General features: G+C 60.0%; 16 protein-coding genes. 7 read left to right on the forward strand and 9 right to left on the reverse strand.

All coding sequences use genetic code 11. The features are described 5' to 3' along the window. Positions 1-450: 450 nt before the first annotated feature. Positions 451-3,525, forward strand: coding sequence for a right-handed parallel beta-helix repeat-containing protein (locus tag CK944_RS17360; RefSeq protein ID WP_103174343.1), 3,075 nt, complete (start codon positions 451-453; stop codon positions 3,523-3,525). A 36-nt stretch (positions 3,526-3,561) separates the two neighbouring features. Here CK944_RS17360 and CK944_RS17365 read toward each other — a convergent pair whose 3' ends face one another. Both CK944_RS17365 and CK944_RS17370 read right to left on the reverse strand, forming a co-directional pair. Then, on the reverse strand, positions 3,562-4,530 hold the full coding sequence (locus CK944_RS17365; protein ID WP_103174344.1) for a ParB N-terminal domain-containing protein: 969 nt from the start codon (positions 4,528-4,530) through the stop codon (positions 3,562-3,564). Next, entirely contained in the window at positions 4,530-5,930 is a 1,401-nt protein-coding gene (locus tag CK944_RS17370; protein WP_103174345.1) for an AAA family ATPase, read from the reverse strand. The genes CK944_RS17365 and CK944_RS17370 overlap by 1 nt, the downstream gene beginning before the upstream one ends. Before the next feature lie 446 nt (positions 5,931-6,376). Between CK944_RS17370 and CK944_RS17375 the strand changes: the two genes are divergently transcribed. Next, the gene (locus CK944_RS17375) at positions 6,377-7,420 is read left to right on the forward strand and encodes a replication initiator protein A (protein ID WP_103174346.1); all 1,044 of its coding nucleotides are present in this window, start codon (positions 6,377-6,379) and stop codon (positions 7,418-7,420) included. A gap of 88 nt (positions 7,421-7,508) precedes the next feature. Here CK944_RS17375 and CK944_RS22960 read toward each other — a convergent pair whose 3' ends face one another. Beyond that, positions 7,509-7,709, reverse strand: coding sequence for a hypothetical protein (locus CK944_RS22960; protein WP_146038691.1), 201 nt, complete (start codon positions 7,707-7,709; stop codon positions 7,509-7,511). Next, positions 7,654-7,797 carry an IS110 family transposase gene (locus tag CK944_RS24035; protein ID WP_239986128.1) on the reverse strand — a complete coding sequence of 48 codons (144 nt, stop codon included), beginning with the start codon at positions 7,795-7,797 and terminating at the stop codon, positions 7,654-7,656. The genes CK944_RS22960 and CK944_RS24035 overlap by 56 nt, the downstream gene beginning before the upstream one ends. 238 nt (positions 7,798-8,035) lie before the next feature. On the opposite strand from CK944_RS24035, the gene CK944_RS17385 reads away from it, so the two are divergent. From CK944_RS17385 to CK944_RS24360, 3 genes are read left to right on the forward strand one after another with little or no spacing between them, the layout of a single operon-like run. After that, complete coding sequence (locus CK944_RS17385; RefSeq protein WP_192877772.1) at positions 8,036-8,380, forward strand: transposase; 345 nt, start codon at positions 8,036-8,038, stop codon at positions 8,378-8,380. Beyond that, positions 8,377-8,682 carry a transposase gene (locus CK944_RS24215; protein WP_158248044.1) on the forward strand — a complete coding sequence of 102 codons (306 nt, stop codon included), beginning with the start codon at positions 8,377-8,379 and terminating at the stop codon, positions 8,680-8,682. Before CK944_RS17385 ends, CK944_RS24215 begins: the two co-directional genes overlap by 4 nt. Continuing rightward, a complete protein-coding gene (locus tag CK944_RS24360; protein ID WP_103174349.1) occupies positions 8,679-8,933 on the forward strand; it encodes a transposase in 255 nt (84 codons plus the stop codon). The genes CK944_RS24215 and CK944_RS24360 overlap by 4 nt, the downstream gene beginning before the upstream one ends. On the opposite strand, the gene CK944_RS17400 is transcribed toward CK944_RS24360, so the two are convergent. From CK944_RS17400 to CK944_RS17410, 3 genes are read right to left on the reverse strand one after another with little or no spacing between them, the layout of a single operon-like run. Beyond that, positions 8,865-10,070: a glycosyltransferase family 4 protein gene (locus tag CK944_RS17400; RefSeq protein WP_103174350.1), complete on the reverse strand. Its 1,206-nt coding sequence runs from the start codon at positions 10,068-10,070 to the stop codon at positions 8,865-8,867. The genes CK944_RS24360 and CK944_RS17400 overlap by 69 nt on opposite strands. Next, positions 10,067-10,837: a sulfotransferase gene (locus CK944_RS17405; protein ID WP_158248045.1), complete on the reverse strand. Its 771-nt coding sequence runs from the start codon at positions 10,835-10,837 to the stop codon at positions 10,067-10,069. The genes CK944_RS17400 and CK944_RS17405 overlap by 4 nt, the downstream gene beginning before the upstream one ends. A 59-nt stretch (positions 10,838-10,896) precedes the next feature. After that, on the reverse strand, positions 10,897-11,544 hold the full coding sequence (locus tag CK944_RS17410; protein WP_158248046.1) for a bifunctional 2-polyprenyl-6-hydroxyphenol methylase/3-demethylubiquinol 3-O-methyltransferase UbiG: 648 nt from the start codon (positions 11,542-11,544) through the stop codon (positions 10,897-10,899). A 639-nt stretch (positions 11,545-12,183) separates the two neighbouring features. Between CK944_RS17410 and CK944_RS17415 the strand changes: the two genes are divergently transcribed. Further along, a complete protein-coding gene (locus CK944_RS17415) occupies positions 12,184-13,503 on the forward strand; it encodes a glycosyltransferase family 4 protein (RefSeq protein ID WP_103174353.1) in 1,320 nt (439 codons plus the stop codon). On the opposite strand, the gene CK944_RS17420 is transcribed toward CK944_RS17415, so the two are convergent. Beyond that, entirely contained in the window at positions 13,394-14,491 is a 1,098-nt protein-coding gene (locus CK944_RS17420) for a sulfotransferase (protein WP_158248047.1), read from the reverse strand. The two genes, CK944_RS17415 and CK944_RS17420, sit on opposite strands and share 110 nt — an antisense overlap. Before the next feature lies 1 nt (position 14,492). On the opposite strand from CK944_RS17420, the gene CK944_RS17425 reads away from it, so the two are divergent. Continuing rightward, positions 14,493-15,371, forward strand: a complete 879-nt coding sequence (locus CK944_RS17425; protein WP_146038693.1) for a sulfotransferase domain-containing protein — start codon at positions 14,493-14,495, stop codon at positions 15,369-15,371. Here the strand turns inward: CK944_RS17425 and CK944_RS17430 are convergent. After that, entirely contained in the window at positions 15,302-16,363 is a 1,062-nt protein-coding gene (locus CK944_RS17430; protein WP_103174356.1) for an acyltransferase, read from the reverse strand. The genes CK944_RS17425 and CK944_RS17430 overlap by 70 nt on opposite strands. Between the last annotated feature and the right edge of the window lie 16 nt (positions 16,364-16,379).

Below are 16,379 nucleotides of genomic sequence, written 5' to 3' on the forward strand. Positions count from 1 at the left end.
GGATAAGGTTGTTCAGAGCCGACCACTTACCTGACGAGAGGTACCTACACCATGACAATCATCGATGCAGGATTTCTCAACTGAGAACAGATCGGCTTATCGGTAGCAACTGTCAAGGATTTGACCCAGCTGTAAATTTTTTCTTGATATGAAAGATCTTCCTCTGGCCAAGAGCAAGACGGTAAAAAACTCTCTGGGGCCAGCTTAGGCTAGCAGAATGCGGGAGGGTAGCGCGATTCGTAGTCCAGCCGTCCGTCTTTGAGACTATTCGGACTATTTTGACGTTGTCTCAAGAGGCTGGTTGACCTTTGGGGAAGGCAATAAATTGCCGACCTGAATATTTGCTCTGCCTGTGAATCTAAGTTCCTTTTAGACCAGTTCCATCTTCCGATGAACTAAACGAAACAGTTCACTTTTACCGTAAACGACTGTCGCCAAAGGAACCAAATAATGCTGCTGCGCGATCTGCTTGTTGCCTTGCCCGGACTGGTCGGGACTGTAGGAACCCCATCCCGTGCCCAAGACATCGAGGTCAAATCCTCACAGATCGTTAGTCCGACTGCCTCATCCATTCCTGAAACCATCGCCTCCAGCGTCGGAATCCCCACCGCCTCGAATTTGACTGGGGACGTAGCGGGGGATCATCAAGAGACGGGCTCTCAGGATCCAGAGGGAGCCGGGACCTGGGAAGAAGCAAACAATGAAATCGATCCAATTGAGGATTATGCGGTTTTAGCGCAGGATAGCGGTATCCTGAGCACTGCCCGACCGACGCTGCCAGTGCCAGACGATGATGCCGCCTCCCTGCCCTCTAGCACGGCCATTTCCTTGGCGTCCGGTCAGGCCACAGTCATGGCCGGACGCGTGGCGACACTGCTGCCCAGCGACGCTCAAGGCCAAATCGCGTCGGTCCGGATCCTGGAAGGTGCTGACTGGGGCCATGTCTCGGTTAACCCTGACAACAGCCTGGCCCTGGTCCTGTCGGAGACTGACCAGAGGGGCACGTTGTCCTTCCGCTATGAGGTTACATACGGCAATGGCAAGGCCGAGGCTCTGACCGCTAAGGTGAAGGTTGTGCCAGGCCAGCAGGAAGCTGGCTGGGGCGCCGGGAAACATTATGTCCTTGAAACCGACGCCGAAGGCCGCAGCATCGTCGAACATGGTGAGAACCACCGCAAGGTCTATATCTCGGCCGACCAGGATGCCTTGTCCTTGGAAGACATTGCCAAGATGGAAGGTATTAAGGTTTCGGCCATCAACGGCAAGTGGCTCGCCGCGCATGCCGAATACGGCAGCAGCGAAGCCACGGCCCTGGACCAGACTGCCGGCATGACCTTGTGGAGTGCTCTCACTGGAAGCAAGTCCAAAGCAGCTCCTTCCTCACACTGGCTCTTGTTGGAAAGCGGCCATTCCTATGACGATATCAAATTCTTGGTCAATCGCGGTACACAAGGTGAAAGCGCGCTGAACCCGATCTTGATTTCGTCCTACGGCGAAGGCGAGCGGCCGATTATCACCAAGAGCCAAATCTATAATACTTCCAACAATGCAAACATTGTTATCCGCGATTTAACCTTTACCGACGGCCTAAAAATTTTCAAGGGTAAGAACTTTCTACTGGAAGAAGTGAGCATCCGCCACGATACCCTGACAGCTGAGGATGTGGATAACTTTACGTTACGCAATTCGGACATCATCGACGTCTTCCGCGACGAATCTGTTTCCAAGGGCATGTGGCAGCCTCACGTCAACCGCATCAGCGGCTTTTATGCCAATGATGTTGATGGCCTGCTGATCGAGAACAATTTTGTTGACCACGCTGGTTGGGCAGATAACTACAAGGCGAATTTATCGCTGTCAGGTGGCCAGCCGCCCAGCATGTACAGTCATGGTCTGTATCTCAACTATGACAATACCGACCTGACCCTGCGCGACAATATGGTCATGCGCAGCGCTTCTTTTGCAGCGCAGGTGCGGTCAGGTGGCGTCATTGAAAACAACCTCTTCTTGGACAATAATGCTGCTGTTACCTTCGGGAGCGGCAGAGACAAGCAAACATACGGCACCGGCAACTATACGCTGGTTCTTGACAATGTCATCACCTCGGGCGCCCATCGGGACGTCACCGAAGGACCGCGCGGTGCGCTGACAATGGGAGCTGTCAATACCGGCCAAATGACTACAATGATCGGCAACATCATTGCTCATTTAGCCGACCCTAATAATGCCAGTGAACTTCTTAAAAAATATGTCAGTCATCATGCGTTGAAAGAAAAGATAGAGCTTTTTTATGATGACACCCTTATCTACAACTGGATCGGCCAGCGGGATATCGAAAGAAACGCTCCCAGCCGCGACACCATCGACCAGAGGGATACAGGTGTTCTGAATGAAACCACCATTCAGAAATTCGCGGCGCACCTTCTGGGTAAGAGCACGGCCACTATCGCCGATCTGGCCAATTACCTGCGCGCTCAGGCCACGGGGAAGCTGGACGGCGAGGTGGATTCAGATGTCATCAACGCCTTTTTCCGTGCAGGCTTTGGCCTAGACACGACCCTGCGTTCCCAGGCCGAAACGCTACGCTTTGTTCCCAATGACCTGGCCGACGGGATCCGCTGGGACAACCGCATGAACTGGACCACGGACGATCTTCCCTCGAACGGTGACAGCATCGATCTTGGCGGCAACCTTGCGCATTTTGGCGGGCAGACCCTGGCTGTCGATCACTTCGACTTCGGCGATGCCGGTCATCTGAGCGTCAATTCCGGAAAGCTGTCGGTCACGGGAGAGATGGCCGCGGGAACGCGCGGCGCGGTTTTGGAAACCAAGGAGGCGGGTCAGATCTGGATCGACGGCTATCGCGACAGCGATAGGCTGGAGATCTACATGACAGGTGGCCGCATGGTCAACACGGGTTCTTTCGCAGGCGAAACCGAGGCAACGGTGTCCCAGAAGGCGCAACTTGTCCTAGCCACATCAGGGAGCCGCTTCGATCTGGCGAAGGACAGCAGCCTTGCGGTGATTGGCACCCAAGCCAAGGTGGGCTTCGATGGCACGGACGAAAAGGTACCTGCCACTTTGCAGCTTCATAACGGGGCAACCTTGTCCTTTGTCGCTGACCAGTCTGGGCTGGGGAAAATCTCAGAAATTCGGACAGGGGCGTTTGGCGAGACGAAAGTGACATCCGGTATCCGCCTGGACGGAGATCTGTCCGTGGATCTGTCCGCCTGGGGCAAGGCCGGGGGAAGCTGGGTTCTTCTGGATGCCGACCAGATCATCGGATCCTTCGACGACATCTCCGTGACGGGCCTGGGCAAGAACCGGGATGCCTTGGTCCGGTTCGATTACGTCAAGGACGAGGTGGTCCTGCTGGTCAGCGATGCAGGCAAGGGCAGCGGACAGATCCGAACCAGCAGCACGGGCGATGCCGACTTTATCGAGTATACCCAGGATGCGGCGCTGAAGGCCCTGTGGGCCAACCTTCAGGCGGCGATGCCGCTGGTGACAGACGATCCGATCTGATACATTTCGCACGCGAAACTTTCGCGTGCGAAATTATTATCTCGCTTGCAGCCAGTCGGCCAAAGCCACAAGGAAATCCTCATCCACGCCCCGGCCGGTTAGAACAACCCGTCCGGGGCGTACCTTTATTCGGATGCCGGCAATCACATCATCCTGATCTTCCCCGGATTGCGGCAAAGGCTGCGATGCGGGTTTGGGACGCAACGCTGCTTCCAGGATATGCCGTTCCAGCAGGACACTGTCAGGCGCAGCCGTTTCCAGACAATCCCGCAGGCGGAACGCCAAAGCCGGATCCTGCTGCATGGCCTTGACGAGGGCCAATCCCAACTTTTCCGGAATCGCCTCGGGAAAGCGCAGCACCGTTCCCAAGGCCTCGTGCAGGGCCACGAAGGACAGGATCTTCGACCGCTTCGGTGCCGGGGCGTGCTGGAACAGCATCTTCACTGCAGCCGCCGGGCTTTCGAATACCCCCAGCCGGGCGGCCTCGTGTGCCAGCCTGCCGCGTTCGTAAAAGGACAGGTCCGCGCGGATCTCGTTTTCCTCGACCATGGCCAGATAGGCTTCGGGCGCGGCGTCGAAGGGACGCAGCAGCGCCCTGGCGGTGGCGAACCGGCTGTCACCGGTTTCATCAGTCAGGGCTGTCAATGCTGCCAGGCGGCGGGCGCCCGATATCAGGCCGTAATTCCCTTCCGCCAAGGCCACGACTTCGATCGGCATCTGCTGACCCCGGTCGCGGATGCTGGCCTTCAGGGATGCCATGTCCTCGGGATCCATGTGCATGCGATCGCGTTGAAGATGGGTCGCCTTGATCGATGCCAAGGGCAGATCCAGGACCATCCGCCCACTGTCACGCGCCTGGCGCAATTCGGCCGCCAAGTCCTCCAACGCCGCCTGCGCCGCAGCCTCGGCGGCGATGCGCGCCACCGGGGGAACCGGCGCAGGGGCAGGGTTCGTTTCCGCATCGCCCACCATGCCAAGGGCGGTCAATCGCTTGCGCTTGGCCATCAGCCTTTCCCTTCCGTTTTCGCGTGCGAAACCCTATCTGCCAGTTCCTCGCGCCGCCAGATCCCCAGCAGAAGCGACTTGAAGGCCGCATAGGTGCGGTCGAAGGTCTCTCGGCCCCGTGCATAGGTTTCGCGGTTGAAGTCCCGGTAATCGGCCTCGTAGATGCCATGGACCTGTTCGCCCGCCTGGCCGATTAGCGCGGTGAAGTCCTGCCGGTGCGGCGACAGCGACGAACCCAGATAGGACTGGATCAGCCCGGCCAGTTCCGCCTGCTGGCTGGCATCGTACCGCGTCAGCACGGCCCGCACGGCGTCCCATTCGAAATGCAGCTCCTCGCGGCCCAGGGCCCGGGCGGCAGTATTCTCGCTGTCCTCGATGCTGGCGAAGGTGGAATGGAGCATGTCGAAGAACCGCCCGGTGGAATCGAACTCCAGGAAGGACGCCCCGAAGGGCACCAGCAGGATGTCGGCAGCGGCAAGGCCGTTGATGGTCAGGTATCCAAGCGCCGGGGGGGTATCGAGGAAGATCAGGTCATAACGGTCTAGGATGCCGTCGGCCGCTAGCGTGTCGGTCAGCGCATCCCACAGCTTCCAGCCGCGCGAGGTCATGCGCCAGACGGGGATCTGGAACTCGGCCCAATAAAGGTTCAGCTGCGCCCCGATCAGGTCGATGTTCGGCCAATGGGTCGGGCGGATCAGGTCGCCCGCCTTGATCTTCAGCGCATCCGACAGGCTGTCGTCAAGCGCCACCGGCGGATCGCCGCGGTCGATGCGGCGCTGATTGTCGGCGCGCAGCGTCTCGGCGTAATGGCGGGCAAGCAGGGGAAAGACCGTCTGCCATTCATCCTCGGCCTGGGCGCCGAAGATCGACGACAGCGACCCCTGGCTGTCCAGGTCGATCATCAGCACCTTGTAGCCGTCAAGGGCTGCCGACATGGCCAGATGCGCACAGGTAGAGGTCTTGCCGACCCCTCCCTTGAAGTTCGCCACAGCCACGATCTTGGCGGGCAGATCCTTGGGGCGATAGGGAAGGTATTCCTTGGACTTCGACCCTTCGGCCCCGAAGTGGGCGCGCAGGCGCTGCACTTCGTCCAGGGTGAACCATTTGGCGCCCCCCTCGGTCTCTGACCTGCCCTGGGGCAGGTCGGGGTTCTGGCGCAGGACACGGCGGAAATGCTGTGGGGCGACCGGAATCAGATAGCGCGTGATCTCCCATGTCGAGAAAAGCCGCAGCTTGCGGGTACCACTTTCCTCGAGGCCCCGGCCCACCAGATCCTGACGACCTTTCCGGTAATTGGCAGCAATCCTGGCAAGATCCTTAGTGTCCGTCGGATCACCCAGCATCGACGAGGCCCGATCCGGCGAGATGTTGAAATAAGGAGGAATATCCTGGCTGCCCATCACAGATCCGCATCATGTAATAATTTAGAGGGATCATACCCAAAAAGGCGATACATGCACCCATTTTTAGAACCTTCTGGTGCTTTATCGCAGCAATTTCCGCCCTTCCAAGGCTTTCTGTTGCATTTTCATCAGCCTGTCTTTGTTAGAATCTAGTTAGTATTAAGTTACGACACCGTCATCCCCCCACCGACTCCTATTCAAATCATTGATATTATTTGATATTGTTCGTTACTACCAAAATTATGTTGAATCTGATCCCACGAAAGGGCGACTCTGATCCCACGTCTGGTTGAATCCGATCCCCCGAAACGATCCTGTTCCTGTGCGGTGCTTCGCTGGACGCGCGGCTTGTGGATAACTAGGATGGCGTCAATGAAACGACGAAGCCTGCTCGACCTGTTCAAAGGCCTTGTGTGCGGGACGCTACAGGAAAGGCAGGAGGCATGGCCGGATCATCCCGCATCGCGCAACTGGCTGAGACGGGCCTCGTGCAGGATTTTTTCGTCTGCGATTTCTTCGCGGCCGTGCCCAAGCATGATCTGGCCTCGATGGAACATCCGATCTTCTCGCTTTCCACGCGTCCCGACCGCCGGGTCGTCAGCTATGACCACAACGGCGCCACGCTGACCGTGACGCCCAGCGTCAAGGGGCGCGCGACCATCTTCGACGCCGACATCCTGATCTTCTGCATCAGCCAGTTGATGGCGGCGCTGAACCAGGGACGGGCCGTGTCGCGCAAGCTGTCGCTGAGAGCCTATGACCTGCTGCAGGCCACTCATCGCGAAACCTCGGGTGATGGCTACAAGCGGCTGCGCGACGCCTTCGAGCGGCTGGCGGGCACCCGCATCACCACCAACATCGTGACGGGCGACAGGGAAATCACCCAGGGCTTCGGTCTGATCGAAAGTTGGGAAATCGTCCGCAAGACCCGTGCGGGCCGGATGATCGCGGTGACCATCACCTTGTCGGAATGGCTGTTCAACGCCGTCCTGTCACGATCCGTCTTGACGCTGAGCCGCGACTATTTTCGCATGCGAAAACCGCTCGAGCGGCGCATCTATGAACTGGCGCGCAAGCATTGCGGGCGACAGACAGAGTGGACGGTCTCGGTGGGCACCCTGGCCAAGAAGACCGGATCGACCAGTCCGATCCGCGTTTTTCGCGCTATGCTGCGCGAGATGATCCGCGAAAATCGCCTGCCAGACTACATTCTTTCCGAAGAACCTGGCGACATTTTGCGCGTCACCCCGCGCGTAGCGGTGTTGGAGCCAGGGGACGGCCCGCACCTGCGCCCTGAGACGCTGGAGAAAGCCCGCAGCATCGCTCCCGGCGCCGATGTCTATGCGCTTCAGGCCGAATGGCGGGCTTGGTGGGTCGCGACGGGCCGCCCGCGGTTGCGCAGCCCGGACCGAGCCTTCTTGGGATGGTTAGCCGTGCGGGTAGCGCTTGGGGAAGCCGGCAGATGTCCACCGCGGCTTTCTATTTGATCCCCTTCCGGGCGTGGGAGCTTTTCGCAGGCGAGCTTTGTGCCCTCGTAGGGGCTTCATGTGTGCTGCGTTAGAGTATCCGTCTTGATCAAGCCGTGTTTGGTGTCCATTTGCGGTCTTTCTGGACGAGTGCGTTGGCCAATTCGATCAGCTTTCGCATAATGGTGGTCAGGGCGACCTTTGCGGGTTCTTCAGCCCTGATCATGGTCTGGTATCTTTGACGGAGATCCGGGTTATGGCGGGCGGCGACAAGCGCGGGCATGTAGAGCGCGTAGAAACTTGCGTCCACCTTGGATGAATGCCTTGCTGCGCCACTGACCTGACTGCCGTGTCATCGGTGCCAAGTCCGCAAGGCTGGCGATCTGCTTTCGGGTCATGGTGCCGATCTCCGGGCGTTCAACAATTATGGCTATAGCGGTGGTCCGCCCTAATTGTGTGGTTGCGGCTTTTCCGATTCAGGATACCCCTGTGGCTTGATCTGTGATTCCCTGCCTGCATGACAGGTGGAGGGATGATATGGGCAGACCGCACCCTATGGCACTCCGAGAGCGCGTTGTGGCGTTTGTGGAGGAAGGGAACTCGCACCGTTCAGCCGCTGCGCGGTTCCGGGTTTCGGTGAAGTTCGTCAACGACATGGTGATCCTGAAGCGCGAGACGGGCGGGTTAGCTCCGCGCGCCCAAGGCCATGGTGGTGGTTTTGGCAAATTGGTTGGTGTGGGGGACTGCATTACCGCGCGCATGAAGGCGAAGCCCGATCTGACCCTGAACGACCTGGTCGGCGAACTTGCAGATCATCACGGCATCGCCATTCACCGTGTCTCGGTTTGGCGGTTTTTGCGCGGTCTTGGGCTGACACACAAAAAAAAGACCTGCAAGCCCTCGAGCAGAAGCGGCCTGAGATCCGGCAGGCACGCCATATCTGGATCACACGACGCCAGCCGTTCATGCGCAGCGCGTTGACGCGCCTCGGTTTCATCGACGAGACGTCGCTGAAGACGAACATGGCCAAGACCACCGGATGGTCTCCAAAAGGCGCGCGCCTTGTCGACCATGCGCCCTTCGGCCACTGGAACACCCAGACCTTCATCGCCGCCCTGCGCCATGACCGGCTGGATGCGCCCTGGGTAATCAATGGTGCCATGAACCGCGAACTGTTCGAACTCTATGTCGAAACCCAACTGGCCCCGACACTGCGACCCGGCGATGTGATCATTCTGGACAACCTGTCATCGCATAAGAGCCCCAAGGCAGCGCGACCATGAACGCCGTTGGCGCGTGGCTCTTGTTCTTGCCTCCCTACAGTCCGGATCTGAACCCGATCGAGATGGCCTTCGCAAAGCTCAAGGCCCTGATCCGGAGAGCCGCCGCGCGAACCTACGAGGCTCTCTGGCACGCTGTCGGGCAGGTAAACGCAACGCGCTCTAGGCCGAGGGCAGGTTGCCTGTCAGGTCACGCCAAGCCCCGCCAGCGAATGCCTTTCCACCCAGCCAGTGTGGTTTGCGGGATCGTTTAGAAACAGCCGCACCAGGTCTGACCACTCCAGTCCAATATGCAGGGATTCAAGCGCAGCTTCGGCTCCAGCCGAGAGCCGTGCGTAAAGAGCGGAGTCTGCGCACAGTCGTTCGACTGCTGCCGCCAAGGATACCGGATCGGCGGCTCGGAAGACCAGGCCTCCAGACCCGTCCACGATACGCCCCCGAAAGGCCGGATGGTCCGACAGGATCAAGGGAGAGCGCGAGGCCAGCCCTTCGTAGATCGTGTTGGGCAGACCTTCGGGATATTCGGGGCGCGACGGTACGATTACCAGGTCATGATCGGCCATGTTCGTGCGAACCTGCTCATTGGGTAGAATTCCTAGAAGATCCACAACATCGCTGAGACCCAGCGCGGCGGCCCGTGCGGCCCAGGGTTTCGGATCGCCGCTTCCAGCCACCGACAAGCGCGCCTGAAGGCCGCGGCGGTGCAGGATCGCCAAGGCCTCCAGGCAGTCTCCTAAGCCCTTCGCCTCGTTCAGGGCACCGGCATAGAAGCAGCGTGGCTGGACAGGATCGGGTATCGAGGTTTTAGTGCGGGGTTCGGGTCGGATCCGGCTCCAGTCCCACGGGATCACGCGTTGGGGGGAAAGGCCCAGCACCCTTACGGCTGAACGCGAGGCGTTCAGACTGTGGTTGGCAACGCCCGGAATGTGCGGCCCTGTCAGCAGCCGTCTCAGTCGCCAGGCGCGCAGCTTTCCCCGCAGACCGTCTGCGGCGAAGAGGTCGGCAAAACTGGGCAGGGTCGGGACGCCCCGCCGTGCGGCCGCGGCCAGCAAGGGCGGAAAAGGGGAGCGTAGGATCAGCCGGGCCGGGGCAAGCTGATCCAGAAGCATGGCGGACTGCCGCCCATCCATTTTCGCACGCGAAATACCGATCGACCGCAGGCGCGGGGCCAGCCGGTCGTCATGGGGACGGGCACAAATCGCCAGTGTGGTGACGTTGAAATCCTGCGCCAGCCCGGCAACGAAGCGCAGCGATGCGTATTGATCGCGATAGGTTTCGGGTTCGCCGTCGGTCATGCGCGCCCAAGCAGCACCAAAATCGCCGGTTTGCACGATCAAAAGGCCGGGAAATCCATCCGGTGGCTGGGCAGCTTGGTCAGAAACATGGGTCATGCCGTTGGGTCTTCCAGGACATGGCCCAGGCCGGCTGCGCAGACAGCCTCCTGCAATGCGCTCAGGTTGTCGATCCGGTGCGCCTCGGCCGTGCGTGCCAGATCTGCCGCGACCGGAGCAGAAGGCAGACCAAGCCCATTGCAGATCCGGTCCACGGTGGGCTGGTGATCGGCCGGATGCTTCAGATCGGCTTCGTAATTCACGTCCATATGCGGCAGATCCGCCAAGAGACGGGTTTCATAATCCAGCATGGCCAAGTTCCATCGGATCTGATCGACAAAACGGCCTGGATCCAACGACAGGTGGCGGATCTGCGCGCGCCGCTGGTCACGGATATGATACTGATCGCTGGCCTGTGCGACCGACAGGGACAGCGACTGGTCCCAGGTCCGGCGCCGGATATGAATCAGCCGGAAACCATCGTCCACGAGCCCCTCCAGAAAGGCGCGGTGATCGGGAATGCGCTGCACTTCGAACATTTGATAGGTGATCAGCTTACACCCCCAGGCGCGATTGAATTTAATTCCGGCTAGCCGGTTCAGGAACCCGCGTGGGTCCAATACCGCATGGTGTAGCACTTCTCCGTCGCAATGGATGTCAGGGATCTGGTTGAGCAGCCGGTAGAGCAGAGTGGTACCCGAACGCGGCCGACCCAGCATCAGGAACCGCGCCGTGTCGTTCCGCTGGACCAGACTTTTCAAGAACACCCGTGCCTCGAAGACATAGCCTTTCCAAGTGGCGCGGTCGTGATGCCAGCGGCCCAGCATATAGGGATCGCCAACAGGGGCGATGCGGTGGACCGGATGAGAGGACAGATCCGTTCCGGTCATGCGGCCGGCGCCTTGCGCAGGGCCATAGCCATATTAAACGACGCCGGTCCGTAATCCCGCCCAAATTCCGCCGCGCAGCCCCGCGTCAGCCAGCTGCGGAAGGGGGCGATGCCCGTCTTGTGGCCCAGGCCTTCGCTCCAGCTCAGCAGGGGATCGCACAGATAGCCCCAACAGCGCGTGGCCACGGGAACCAGGGGCGCAAAGGCGGCCTCGATCTCAGCCGCGCCGTAATGCTTGTGGCCCTTGCGGATGTCACAGGACCCGTTGTGCGTGCGGCTATAGAGGCCTAGTCGGGAGAGAACCCGGTGAATCGCAGGCTTGACCTGGAAGGGATCCAGCCAAGCATGGCGTCCGGCATGAGGGACGCTGACGATCAGCAGCCCGCCGGGCCGCAGCACCCGAACGGCGGCAGCGGCGAAGGCCGCTTCCTGCTCCAGGGGGACGTGTTCGAAGACATCGGCACAGATCGCGGCATCGTAGCTGGCTTCGGGGATGTCCATGTCCAGGAAATTCCCGCTGCAAATTTCAATCTTGTCTGGGGTGGGGGGAATGATGCGGGGCTTCCAGTCAATGCAGGTGATACGGTCTGCCAGATCCAAATAGGGGTAATCCGGCGCCACCCGGCCGCTGCCGATATCCAGCAAACTGCCGGTCGGCCTGCCTAGAAGTTCGCGGATCACCGCGACCCGTTGCACGCCGGGATGCTGCGGCCAGGAAACAGGGTCTGCAGGGGACAGGAACATGAAAGAAATCCAAGGTCCAGGGACGTTTTCGGCACTTTCGGTGCTGACCGGTCCCTGGTCAAGCCGGACAACCCGGACCGGGCAAAGTAAAGAATCGGGATCTTGCTTAATTCTCATGTCCGATCGGTTAAGGAAAGCTGCCACAGGAACGTACTATGGCCGATCAGGCCCGTTTCAGTGCCAGTGCCTTTTGATTAGCGCCCAGCAATCAGGCAGGACGTCGCTGGCTTTTCTTCTAGAGCAAAGCCCCAAACATCTGAGCCTCGAACCCCCCAAGGAGCCGCAGTTCTTCACCCGTCAGGTCGAAAAGGGCAAAAGATCAGGTATGGAACGAAAAAGTCTCGGGGAAGCGTAGCGGGTTTGATTTGTCTGCGCGTGAAAGATACGGATAAACAACTTCTTACCTACTTCTCTCATGCAATTGGAAAGCACGATAGTTCGCGCTCCTCCATCTGGTGTCACCGGTCGGCAGCGGGCTTTACTCGGGCGCGGTTTCCCGGCAAGGTGGCGCCGATCCGCCTTCCCAATGCCGGCTGTTCCATGCCCGACCTCCAGGCGCGCCTGCGCATTGCCTATCTGACAGGACAGTATCCCGCCGTCTCGCACACTTTCATCTTGCGGGAAATTTTGGCCCTGCGCGACCTGGGCTTTGATATTGAAACCTGTTCGGTTCGCGCCTCTGGTCCCGAACATCAGCGTGGTTCTGACGAACGTCATGCGGCTGCGACCAGTTTTTATGTCCAGTCCTCGGCCCGTTCGCCCCGCCATCTGGCCCGCACCCTTCGCCTGGGGCTGGGACAGCCGCGCGCTTTGGCGCGGATGATGCGCCAAGCCTGGGCGATCCGGCCGCCGGGATTTCGGGGGCTGGCTTGGCACCTGTTCTATGCGGCCGAGGCACTGCTGCTGGCGGCCCATCTGGACGGGCGCAATATCGCGCGGCTGCACAACCATTTTGCCGGGGCCAGTGCCTCGGTGTCCCTGCTGGCGGCGACTTTCCTAAACATTCCTTTCAGCTTTACCCTGCACGGACCCGCCGACCTGGTCGAGGCGCCGCAGGCCCGGCTGGATCGCAAGATCCGCGCTGCCGATTTCGTTGCCTGCATCAGCCATTTTGCCCGCAGCCAGGCGATGATCCATGCCGATCCTGCCAATTGGCCGAAGCTGCGTATCATCCATTGCGCCGTCGATCCGGCACGCTATGTCGGGCCTGGCGCTGATCCCGATTCGCAGGGGCCGGTCCGGCTGATCTTCGTGGGTCGCCTAGCCCCTGTGAAGGGCGTGCGGGTGTTGCTGGAGGCGGTGAGTCAGGCCCGCGCGGCGGGAACGGAGCTGCGGCTGACGGTGATTGGCGACGGCCCCGACCGCGCCGCGCTTGAAGCCATGGCCTCCCCCTTGGGCGACATGGTGCGTTTTACCGGATACCAGTCTCAGGACGAGGTCGCGGCCCATTTGACCCAGAGCGACATCTTCGTTCTGGCAAGTTTCGCCGAAGGCGTACCGGTGGTACTGATGGAAGCAATGGCCAGTCGCCTGCCGGTCGTCGCCACCCGCATTGCGGGCATCCCCGAACTGGTCACAGACGGCGAAAATGGGCTGATCGTGGCGCCCGGTGATGCCGCAGCCCTAGCCCGTGCGATCGGACGGCTGGCCGCGGATCCGGCCCTGCGCCGTCGGATGGGCCGGGTAGGTCGCGAAACCGTGATCCAGGATTTCGCGCTTCGCGTCGAGGCCGCGCGGCTGGCGCGGCTGCTTACCGAAGGGCCGGGAAGCGATTTGCGTCCAGAACCGCGGTCGGATGCATTTGGTCCCGCGGCAGATCAAGCCCCCATTCCGCCAGATCCAATCCGGTCAACTGGCTGAGTTCGGGGATCTGGACCGCAAAACGCTGCTCCAGCAAGGCGCGGGTCTCCGGCAGCATAGCGGGAGGTTCGTGCAGGAATTCCACGCGAGGCGCCCGCGCTAGGGCCCGTTCCCGCAGGCGCTGGCGTAAGCTTGTGGGCAACATACCACGGAATTTCCAAAGCAACCCGGCCCGGTTGCGCAGCGTGTCCATCGCCAGCTGTTCCCCCAACCGGTCGAAATGGTCGCGCGACACGTTGCGCCGTCCGGCCTCAGCGGGATGACCCTCCATGGGCGGCAAGCCCAGGAAATCGCAGACCCGTTTCGTCACTGCTTCCCGGTCGCGGCGAAAATCCTCGAATTTTAGGAACAGCATCCGCTCGCGTGGGACATGTGCGAGATAGGCGCGGATCTGCATCAGGTAGTCGCTGCCCGCTAAGCATAGTTCAGGCGTGTCAGGAAAATGTGCGTTGAAGGGGGCCAGTACTTTGGCACGGGGGGCAGCTCTGGCATGAAATTCGGGCAGAACGAAATCCTCAAACCGACGATGCACGACATAATCGCCAGTGGCGTTCTGATAGTTCTTCACCAACTGTATATAGAAGGAATAGGCCCGCTCGACCGGATGGCGCAGAACATAGATAAAGCGCGCTTGCGGCACATGCCGGGCAATCCGCGAAGCCGTGTCGGGAAAGAGGGGACTGAGCGAATAAAGGGTCGATCCCTCGCCCGTCAACTGGTCAGGGCGCGCCGGATCAAACATCCAAGCATAGTTTTCAATCCCTTCGGCATAAAGATCATCGCGGGCAAAAAATTCGGGTTCCTTGCGGCTGGGCAGGAAAACGCCCGGATGGCGGGCCAGCATGTCGTAAAGGCTGGTGGTTCCGGCCTTAGCGGCCCCGATGATAAAGAAATCAGGCAGTCGCAATTGTTTTCCCCATCCGGCTCTTGCATCCGTCACGCCGTACCCGTCTGTTCTGGACGGCGGATCGCAGGAAGGGACAAGCACGATGCCATTGCAGACGCAAGAACCGACTTTCGTACTGGGAGCCGGTGCCCAGAAGGCAGGCACGACCTGGCTGCACGCTTATCTCTCCCATTTCGATGATGTCGATTTCGGCCCCATCAAGGAATATCATGTCTGGGACGGGCTGTCGGTGCCAGAGTTCATCGAATTCGATGCAAGATCCGTAGCCATCGGCCCGCGCCGACGGCTGCGGCACCTGTGGCGTGGGCTGAAAAGGCTTTCGCAAGAGGACATTTTCCTGCGCCGCCGCCTGCAATCCCATCCGGACCGCTATTTCGACTTTTTCGCTGGCCTGCTTGCGCAGGACGGCATCCGCCTGACGGGCGACATCACCCCAGCCTATTGCGCGCTGCCGGTCGACACCCTGCGGCTGATCCGCGACGGCTTTGCCCGCCGCGGCATCCGCACGCGCGCGGTTTTCCTGATGCGCGACCCCGTTGAGCGATGCCTCTCGGCGCTTCGTATGTACAAGCGCGGCGGCAGATCACGCCAAGGGGCCGATATCAGCCTACCTGATAACGAAATGCTGCTGCGTTATATGGAAACGGACCAAGCCCAGTTGCGGACCAATTACCCCGCAACGCTGGAACGGTTGGAGGCAGTGTTTGATGCAGAAAGCCTGCTGGTTGGCTTCTACGAATCCATGTTCGAGCCTGATTTCTTCGCAGATCTAAACCGCTTCTTTGGCTGCAAGCCAAATCCCGACTTTATCGCCCGCCGCTTTAACACGACTGAACGCATGGAAATTTCCGACAGCTTACGCGAACAGGCGGCCGAACGGCTGCGGCCGATCTATGTATCCTGCGCCGAACGCTTCCCCGAGGCGCGAAGACTATGGGCGCAGTCCTTCGCCAAGCTCTGAATGGGCGCGCGCTGCCGCCACAATCCTAAGACCGGACCGCGCAACGTCTCGTTCTGGCTGATGATCACATGCAGCCCGACCGGCAGAAGAATGCCCCCAATGATGCCCAGCACATAGTTCAGTGGTACCGAGGTCAGACCAAGGCCATGAAGCACATCGCGTGTCGAAGCCGTGCCCAGCACATGGTAAAGATAGATTGTGAAGGAAGCGGGTCCGATCCAAGACAAGGCGGCGATCCGCGGCAGCATCAGCACCGCCAGAAGGCAGGCCCCCAGCCCCACGGCCAGCGATTGCAGGTCGCGCCGGTCCTGCGACAGTTTGCCTTCTGAGAACAGTTGGGCCAGGTTCCAGATCGTGCCAGCAGCAATGGCGGCCAGGCAGATCACGATCAGTGCCCGGCGGTGTCGCATGATCTGATCGCGATGGCGCAGAAAGACCAGTCCCAGCAGATAGAAAGGCAACAACTGCACAGCCGAATTGACCGAAAAGAAGCTTGTCGAGAAGCGCGGCAGCAGGAACGCCGCACAGGCCAATCCCAGCAGCAAGGGCGCTCTGCGGTTGCCGGTCAGAATTTCGATGATGCCATGAACGAGGAAGATCAGCAGGATCGCCTGCAAGAACCAGTAATGAGCATAGGGAAACAAGAAGAGCCGCCACAGATCACCAGCTTCGACTGCGAAACCGTCCTTGCCGCTGGCGGTAGCAATAAGGGCAAAGACCAAAATGGCAAGGCCACCGGGTACTGCCAAGCGCTTGAACTTGCCAGTGACGAAGCTGCCGTACTCGCCAGGGCGGATCGGCCGCAACCCGTATACATAGCCAGCGATGAACGCAAATAGGGGCATTCGCAGATCGATCAGCAGATCGGCAAAGACCCGCAGCGGATGGGGATAGTCCAGCTGTAGTCCAGCGTTTGGGTCGGCGCCTATGACATGGAAGCTGAGCAGCAGAAGTACCGCCAATCCGCGCATGGATTCAATCGGGTCGATCAAGAGCGTGCGAGTTCGG

Origin of the sequence: Paracoccus sp. SY (assembly GCF_002901215.1) — a bacterium.
In the GTDB taxonomy this organism is placed as follows: domain Bacteria; phylum Pseudomonadota; class Alphaproteobacteria; order Rhodobacterales; family Rhodobacteraceae; genus Paracoccus; species Paracoccus acridae.